Origin of the sequence: Anaerosporomusa subterranea, from assembly GCF_001611555.1 — a bacterium.
Classification (GTDB): domain Bacteria; phylum Bacillota; class Negativicutes; order Sporomusales; family Acetonemataceae; genus Anaerosporomusa; species Anaerosporomusa subterranea.
In genome coordinates this window covers 144567-152087 of sequence record NZ_LSGP01000006.1, presented here as the reverse complement: position 1 = coordinate 152087, position 7521 = coordinate 144567, and the positions used below count along the sequence as shown (strand labels likewise).

At 47.2% G+C, this 7521-nt stretch carries 9 protein-coding genes; 5 read left to right on the top strand and 4 right to left on the bottom strand.

Annotation, left to right across the window (positions count from 1 at the left end):
• From AXX12_RS02835 to AXX12_RS19755, 3 genes are all read right to left on the bottom strand, one after another.
• The coding region (locus tag AXX12_RS02835; RefSeq protein ID WP_156478575.1) for a LysR family transcriptional regulator at positions 1 to 549 on the bottom strand (549 nt) is incomplete at its 3' end.
• A 290-nt stretch (positions 550 to 839) separates the two neighbouring features.
• Positions 840 to 1547, bottom strand: a complete 708-nt coding sequence (locus tag AXX12_RS19760) for a DUF401 family protein (protein WP_231881767.1) — start codon at positions 1545 to 1547, stop codon at positions 840 to 842.
• A complete protein-coding gene (locus AXX12_RS19755) occupies positions 1526 to 2089 on the bottom strand; it encodes a DUF401 family protein (protein WP_231881766.1) in 564 nt (187 codons plus the stop codon). The genes AXX12_RS19760 and AXX12_RS19755 overlap by 22 nt, the downstream gene beginning before the upstream one ends.
• A gap of 227 nt (positions 2090 to 2316) precedes the next feature.
• Here AXX12_RS19755 and AXX12_RS02825 point away from each other — a divergent pair, with 227 nt between their 5' ends.
• Positions 2317 to 2883, top strand: a complete 567-nt coding sequence (locus tag AXX12_RS02825; protein ID WP_066237861.1) for a hypothetical protein — start codon at positions 2317 to 2319, stop codon at positions 2881 to 2883.
• A 124-nt stretch (positions 2884 to 3007) separates the two neighbouring features.
• Here the strand turns inward: AXX12_RS02825 and AXX12_RS02820 are convergent, their stop codons facing one another.
• Positions 3008 to 4498: a sensor domain-containing diguanylate cyclase gene (locus tag AXX12_RS02820; protein ID WP_066237858.1), complete on the bottom strand. Its 1491-nt coding sequence runs from the start codon at positions 4496 to 4498 to the stop codon at positions 3008 to 3010.
• A 167-nt stretch (positions 4499 to 4665) separates the two neighbouring features.
• On the opposite strand from AXX12_RS02820, the gene AXX12_RS02815 reads away from it, so the two are divergent.
• From AXX12_RS02815 to AXX12_RS02800, 4 genes are all read left to right on the top strand, one after another.
• Positions 4666 to 4920 (top strand): GIY-YIG nuclease family protein, encoded by a 255-nt coding sequence (locus AXX12_RS02815; protein WP_066237855.1) that lies wholly within the window; start codon positions 4666 to 4668, stop codon positions 4918 to 4920.
• 72 nt (positions 4921 to 4992) lie between these two features.
• Complete coding sequence (locus AXX12_RS02810) at positions 4993 to 5187, top strand: YwbE family protein (protein WP_066237851.1); 195 nt, start codon at positions 4993 to 4995, stop codon at positions 5185 to 5187.
• A 174-nt stretch (positions 5188 to 5361) separates the two neighbouring features.
• Entirely contained in the window at positions 5362 to 5928 is a 567-nt protein-coding gene (locus AXX12_RS02805) for a gamma carbonic anhydrase family protein (RefSeq protein ID WP_231881765.1), read from the top strand.
• A 70-nt stretch (positions 5929 to 5998) separates the two neighbouring features.
• The gene (locus AXX12_RS02800; RefSeq protein WP_066237846.1) at positions 5999 to 7192 is read left to right on the top strand and encodes an MFS transporter; all 1194 of its coding nucleotides are present in this window, start codon (positions 5999 to 6001) and stop codon (positions 7190 to 7192) included.
• Positions 7193 to 7521: the final 329 nt, after the last annotated feature.

Sequence of the window (7521 nt, the reverse complement as noted above, 5' to 3'; positions counted from 1 at the left end):
AAGAGATATGACTGTATTTCCTGCTAAAGGATGGGCTAACGGTAGGCAGGCAACAAACTGCTCCCTTGTTATCTGCAAGGTTTCTAGCATTGGCGTCGGTTGATACAGATTAACAATTCCTAAGTCCAATTCACCTCTTTCCAGAAGTTGTCGGATTGTGAAAGAGCTTTCTTCAATCGTGGAAAGCTGTATATTGGCAAACAGTTTTTTAAAACCAGCCAGTATTTCCGGAAAAAGGAATGAGCCAATCATTGGCGGCACACCAACACTAAGTGTGCCTTTTTGCAGTTTACGGTATTTATCCATTTCCGCCACCGCATCTTGCAGGCGGTTCATGATATCCTCGATTTTGGGTAAAAACACCTGCCCCTCGGCAGTCAACAGTAGTTGCTTTTGGCTGCGGTCAAACAGTAAAATGCCGAGTTTATCCTCCAACCTCTGAATGGCTAAAGTTACAGTCGACTGCGAAACATGCAGATGCTCAGCTGCCCGGGTAATGCTTTTCAGTCTGCTGGCTGTTTGAAAATATTCTAATTGCCGTAAATCCATAAAGGCCTCCTGGAATTGACTGAATTAACTAAATCAATTATAACATTGACAATATGAATTTGGCTTTATTGATTTGAAAAGATAATCTGCAATCAGGTGAAGTTTATCCGATAACCAGACCGCTGTAGGACTCCGGCTTCTAAAACTGGAGTCTTACAGCGGCTAAGTTTCCAGATAAGTGATTCTAGCTCTTCTAAGCAAACTCGAATAAATCATTAGCGGCGCACTGAGTTGAGTGCGCTTTTTTTGTAGTTGGTGATATTTCGATGTTGTCACTTGTGACTTGGGTACTATCCCCAGATTCCGATAACGGCATAAACCGCTGTTATCACGATTGCTTGCATGACGAAAATTGGGCGCAGTGTTTTTAGCAAATCTGCCTTAAAATAATCAAGAGTGACTAACAAACAAAGATGCGCAGGAGACAACATCTGGCCAGCCGTACCCATGACAAAGCAGATCATTGCCAGGTTTAGGTCACCAGGCGACAATTCAGCGATAAAGGGAAACGTGATGGCAACAAAACCTTGCGAAGTCCCTGTCAGAAGTCCGGAAATAAAAGCGATGATACCAATAGCCACAACTGATGGAACGGCTAAATCATTTAATACGATGCCAATATCGCCAACAGCGCCGGACTGGCGCAATATATTTTGAAAGAAAATAATACCGATAATACCCCATAACAGTTTGCGGTCAAACGCATGGATCAGCATGGCGCGAATATCGGCAGCACTTTGCCGCAAGATGCCGGTCACACAGAGAACGATCAGAGCCATTGACAGCGAAGCATTTAGCTTGAACAGTACGACAAGAGCCAAATTAGCTAATATCGGACTTACTGCTAACGCGACATAACGCTTGTGAGTTGTTGTGCTGATCAAATCAGTGTCCCTTTCAAGAACAGAGGCAGGGTCGGTAGTGGGTTTTAAAGGAACAACCAAGAACAACCAGCCAATCAAGATCGTAAAAACAGTTACGTAAAAACAGTTATCCATGCCATTTTCACAATGAGATCGGCAAGCGGAATGTTAGAGATTTGGCTAGCCAGCAACATGCCAGTCATAATGGGGTTTGTAAATTCCCAGACATGGCGAAACCAGTAGTTAACGGCTGATTTGACTTCGGCGGAGATCTGATAGCTTCTACTCGCATTTTCTACCAGAGGAGCCGAGAAAATAGCACCGCCGAGAGATGGCAAAAAGCCGAGGAAAGCAGGCATTGCCGCCAGAAGAACACGGTCGCTCTGCAAGAGGCGGCGGGCTGCTGCCATCAAACCGTCAATGATGCCATGCGTTCGCAGTTGATATTCAAGGCACATGACAAAGTAAAGAGCCAGGAGAATCTCCCAAGCGCTATGGCTGCTGACTGTCGCCCAGGCGGCTGTTGTCAGCTTTGGCAGCGTGGGTTCTGATAAAAAGAATAAAACGAGTGAGCCGCCTAACATGGCCTTTGCTATCGGTGTCTTAAGGCGCAATAAAAAAACAATAATGCTGAGTGTGAGAAGAATTTTCCCTGCAGCGATCACAATGAGTGCCAACTCCTAGTCTGCCAGATTACGTGTTTTGATAGTTGAACTTCCACGCTAGGCTGTATATTCCTGCTCGCTAAACTACATTGTCACTTAAGTTCGCCAAATAGAAAAGAAAACAACGTCCTCTGTCTGGCGGACAATACAACGAAGAGGACGCTTTTATTTATTAATGTGCAGGACGTTTTTCTGCTCTGTCGAAACAAACTGTAACAGAAGTCTCGGGAGGCGTATCTATGGAGTTGATTAAGAAAATCGAGAATATGAGCAAAGCATTATCAGCACAGTTTGTTATCATTGGCACGACTGTCTTCGCTTTGACGGTTGCGATCATCGTTTTTGATGTACAATTTGCTTTTCTCGGCCAATTCCCACGACCGACAGTCCGCTCTGTGGCTAAAACAGTAGCCAAGATTGCTATCGTCGCCAGCTTTCTGGCAGTGGCGTACTACTTGCTCAGAGAAATGTATCTACAGGCGCGAAAACGCAAGCTAGCGCTATCGGCTGTGAGTGACGCCTTTGTGAAAACGTGTATTTCCAGTCTGCGTTATTTACACCCGTTGTTTGGTGTATGTGCATTGAGCCTGCTGCTGGTGCATGCATATATCATGTTCTCTGGCTGGCGCGGTCCTATCGCCCATCCTAGGGTTTACTCCGGCGTTGCTGCGTTGTTGTTCATCAGCGCACTGGCAATCCTCGGTCTGAAGCTACGCCAACTACCCGCGCAGAGGATGTTTCGCAGCCTGCACCGGTATCTGGCCGCCGGATTTGTCCTCAGCTATGTGGTGCATAAGAGCTTGTAGTTTGCTAATAGGAGTGCCGCTGAGGGTAACCCGCAAGCACAAACAGTGCGCGACGAATAGTAAGATAAAAACTGCAGGGGCGACTCATGAGTCGCCCCTGCAGTTTTTATAAACGTATTAGAATTTAAAGGGAGGCTGTCACCGTATTCTTCATACTCTTGCTAATATATAGCGCTTTATCAGCAAAAACCAATAATTCATCAATAGAATTGGAGTTTTCAGGATAGGTTGCGATACCGATACTCATGGTACAGCCTCGCAGTTCCTTTTCAGATAGTGAGCGTAGCTCTTCAGCTAAAGAAATTATTGTGCTGCGGGGGAGATCCCGCAGAATAATCACGAATTCATCACCGCCGTACCGGAAAAGCGTGCGGGGTTCTACCACCGACCTAGCTAAAGCGGCAAAATCCCGTAAAACGTCATCTCCAGCTTGGTGCCCCTGCGTATCATTCAGATTTTTGAAGTTATCCAGGTCTAAAAACAGTATTCCAAGGCTTGTCAGCGAGCCGGCTTGCATTTCGCTATACAGCGACGCCAAGGTTTGGTCAAAAGCCCGACGATTATAGGCTCCGGTCAAACCGTCAATATCGGCAGCGCCGCGTAAGGCGTTATGGAGATCTTCAAGTCTTTTCACAGTGAGGTTATAGGCTTGCACGATTTCATCGAATTCGCTGGCATAGTCTGTTGGAGTAATTGCACGATATTTTCCTTTTCTAACAGAACTGAATGCTTGAACTAGTCTTTCGAACGGTTTTATATAGCGGCGCAATGTATATATGCCAATCGCAACCGCTAAGAAAATGGTAATTAGCGATACAGCGATAATTTGGTAAATCACTAAACGGCGAAGCTCTTTTAACTCAGCAGTTGGAGTACGTACCGCGACAAGCCAGTTCGATCCTGGAAGCTTAGAATATCCGATGTATTGCTCTTCGCCAGCGCCGTTAACCATAGTCACCGTGCCCGATGGTTCCTGTAGCTTGTCGAATATTGAGGCCTTCTTGCCGATACGAGACTTATCCGGATGATAAATGACGATCCCTTCAGCATCGGTGATCATGATAATTCCGTTCCGGCCAAATGACTTATTATCAAACATTGACGACAAGTAATTATCGTGCAGCCAAACAGATGCAACAACTACGCCTGAGACACTTCCGTTTTCCAAAATAGGGGTTGCAATCGCAATAACCTGGCGGTTTGCTGCGCTCGTAAAGACATTGCTGATATATGTCTCGCCTTGCATGGCGCGTGGGAAGTAATCTCTCTTTGCTACGTTAGCGCCGGTGTTTGCTCCGGTTGCGCGTAGAACGTTGCCTTGCGTATCAAGTATAAAGATCATATTAATTTCAGGAATAAGTGAGTTAACTTTATTAAGCGAGTTTGGGTTCTCTCTGATATCAGGGTCAGCAGCAATTGTTTTCACTACGTCTTGGGTTCTTGTAAAATAAGAGGCTAGGGTTTCCCCAATATTCTGAGCCGCTTTTTCATTAGTGGCTAATAATAGCGTATTCGTAGTTGAAAGAAATATCCTATCAAAAGCTAAGAATTGAATGAGGCTGCTAATAACAATGAGAATGGCAAGTAGTATTGTAACTCTATTTGCAAAACGCATCCAAGCTCCCTCAGCTTTCGCCCCAATTCATAACTTCGCGATTAATTTCGACGAATTTCGCCAAATTCCTGCCATCTTATTGTCTACCATCCATAATTGGTGTAAACTGGAGATAACTCTGAACAGAGAATCGATGGCCGTATGGATAACCTCTTCAAGGAGAAACTATGCCATATACCTATATTCTTGAATGCGCCGATGGGACGCTGTATACTGGCTGGACAACAGACCTTGACGCCCGGTTGGCTGCGCATAATGCCGGATCTGGCGCTCGTTATACCCGGGGGCGGTTGCCGGTCAAACTGGTCTATTCTGAGTATCAACCTGATCAAAGCAGCGGTCAGCGACGCGAAGCGGCGATAAAGCGACTGCCGCGGCAAGAAAAGCGGAAACTGATTGAGTCGTTTAAATTCGAAGCATAATCAGGAGCCCTCTGTGTACCCTCCGTGTATTCTGTGCACTCTGCGGTTCGAACAAATCTAAGGAGGTGAGTCATGGACGGAACAAAACGCAGCGACATCAGGCCTGGACTCCAGGTGAAGATCGTGCAAAAGCAACACCAGCGCAGCGGCCAATTGACCGTGGGAGTGGTGAAAGATATCCTGACCAGCAGCGCTGTTCATACGCGCGGAATCAAGGTTCGACTAAGTGATGGAACTGTAGGACGGGTTCACGAGATTATCGGTTAGGAGACCGTTGATAAAGCACCATCTGCGTTGTTAGCCCTGCGGGAGCGCGCTTGTCGTACCCTCCGAACGTACTGTCTGCGCGCGCTTCCTCGGGCTGCCTAGCATCTGGCACTTTCTGAACGGTCTGAGAATAGGTTTGCAACAGACTCCTGAAAAACAAAGAGGAAGGTGGATATGATGAGTAAGAGTTTTAAAGGTAATGACTTTGAGGGAGTTACTCCCACGCTTGATGAAAAAACATTTATTGCTGATGGCGCTCGCGTTATCGGCGCAGTGACGATGAAAGAATTCTCGAGCCTCTGGTTCAATACAGTCGCTCGCGGCGATGTCAATCGCATTGAAGTTGGCCGTTACAGCAATGTACAGGACAATAGCGTGCTGCATGTGGCGGATCATAATCCGTGCATTATCGGCGATTTCGTGACCGTGGGGCATAATGCTATACTGCACGGCTGTACGGTTGAAGATCATTGCCTGATCGGCATGGGTGCGATTGTACTCACCGGCGCGGTAGTTGGAAAAGGCAGTATTGTAGCTGCCGGCGCGCTAGTGAGGGAACATCAGGTTATCCCGCCGCATTCGCTGGTCGTCGGTATGCCGGCCAAAGTAATCAAGTCGATTCCTGAGGACTGGGATAAGATCCATGCCCAGGCATTGAAGTATAAAACACTTTGGACTGAACGTTATAAACTGCTGCCTGATGCAGGCGGCGAGCGTTATCATGGAGAAAAGATCGTCTAAGTGAATACAGTCTAGATAGCGAAGTTGAGCCGTTGAATAGGCTGGGACGAGGACGGGAGTAGAAAATTAGATGACGAGGTCAAGGCAAATTACTCTGTTCGGGCTGGCGATCGGTTTTTTCTGGTTTTCCCAGTATGTCTATGTGCCGGTATTCCCGGCCTATGCTCGGGAAATGGGAATTTCCTATGAAATGCTGGGCATCATCTTAGGTTCGTATGGCTTTACGCAAATGCTGTTGCGGATCCCGCTTGGCATTTGGTCAGATACCATTAACAAACGCCGTCAGTTTGTTGTTGCAGGCGTTGCGGTCAGTGTGGCAAGCTCTCTTGGCATGTGGCTATTTCCTAGTGAGATGGGACTGCTGGTTTTTCGCGCACTTTCTGGTGTGGCGGCGGCGACCTGGGTGATTCACACTGTCACATTTGCCAGTCTGTTTCAGCCTGATGAGGCAACAAAAGCCATGGGCATCGTAAATGCGATTCTCAACCTTGCTCAAGTTCTCGCCATGTTTGCTGGCGGCTTGATTGCGACCCACTTCAGCCAAGAGTACACGTTTCTGGTGGCAGCTGCGGGAGGGGTAATTGGCATCGCGCTGAGCTTTGCCGCTCCTGAGCCGGAAGAGCATAAGCGCCCAGCCTTAACTTTATCCGGATTGCTAGCTATGGCAAAACAGAGAAATTTGATGATTGCTTCGCTACTGGGCTTCTGTATCCAAGTGCTAACCTACGGTGGGGTGTTTGGCTTTACGCCGATCGCAGCCCGCCAGATTGGCGCCAGCAACTTTGAACTTGGCTTGCTGCAGACATTGTTTATGCTGCCCGGTATTATCGCTTCCACCCTAAGTGGCGCCTATTTCGCCAATCGGTTCGGTGAACGCTTCTCCATCGCTGCCAGCTTTGTCGCCACAGGTGCGGCTTATGCGATTATTCCCTCGCTCAGCGGCATCTATGGTCTGTATCTATCACAGGCGTTAGGCGGTTTTGCCCGGGGAGTGATATTTCCGCTGCTAATGGGGCTAAGTATCAGAGGTGTCGCCAGCCACCAGCGAGCCAGCGCCATGGGTATGTATCAGGCTATTTATGGTCTCGGTATGTTTCTTGGTCCAGTGCTAGTTGGGATCATTAGCGATAGAGCAGGTCTGGCCTGGGGCTTCTGGCTGATGGGCGCATTTGGCGTCGGCAGCGCGATTGTGGCGGTGATGCAATTGACAGAGCGTAAAGTCGCAATGGACAGAACAAATGTATCCGCGAGAAAGACGGAGTGAGCATTATTGATCACTTTATACATTTTTTATTCTGATGCTATTGACACTAAACAACAGTCTGGGTATAATGAAAACAATTCTATCAATCTGTGTAACACAGCGGAGGTCATTATGGCGGCTTCAACTATCGGTTTACAGTGGCAATGCTCATACTTTTTTAGCTTTAGCCTGGGCTATTTTTATAGCGTGGGTTACTTCTATATGAAAAAGTGTATAGCAACACTGGCGATGAGCCGAATAAGCTGACCGAAGCGAAAATTGAACGTTTCGAGCTTGATAAGACTCATATGAGTCTTATTTTTTTTACCAAAGATTGAGCCTAAAGAGGT

What these genes read in the sequence shown, in the direction of transcription:
- AXX12_RS19760 (WP_231881767.1), bottom strand. Translation starts at nt 1,547, where the DNA reads ATGGATAACTGTTTTTACGTAACTGTTTTTACGATCTTGATTGGCTGG.
- AXX12_RS02825 (WP_066237861.1), top strand. Translation starts at nt 2,317, where the DNA reads ATGGAGTTGATTAAGAAAATCGAGAATATGAGCAAAGCATTATCAGCA.
- AXX12_RS02820 (WP_066237858.1), bottom strand. Translation starts at nt 4,498, where the DNA reads ATGCGTTTTGCAAATAGAGTTACAATACTACTTGCCATTCTCATTGTT.
- AXX12_RS02815 (WP_066237855.1), top strand. Translation starts at nt 4,666, where the DNA reads ATGCCATATACCTATATTCTTGAATGCGCCGATGGGACGCTGTATACT.
- AXX12_RS02810 (WP_066237851.1), top strand. Translation starts at nt 4,993, where the DNA reads ATGGACGGAACAAAACGCAGCGACATCAGGCCTGGACTCCAGGTGAAG.
- AXX12_RS02805 (WP_231881765.1), top strand. Translation starts at nt 5,362, where the DNA reads ATGATGAGTAAGAGTTTTAAAGGTAATGACTTTGAGGGAGTTACTCCC.
- AXX12_RS02800 (WP_066237846.1), top strand. Translation starts at nt 5,999, where the DNA reads ATGACGAGGTCAAGGCAAATTACTCTGTTCGGGCTGGCGATCGGTTTT.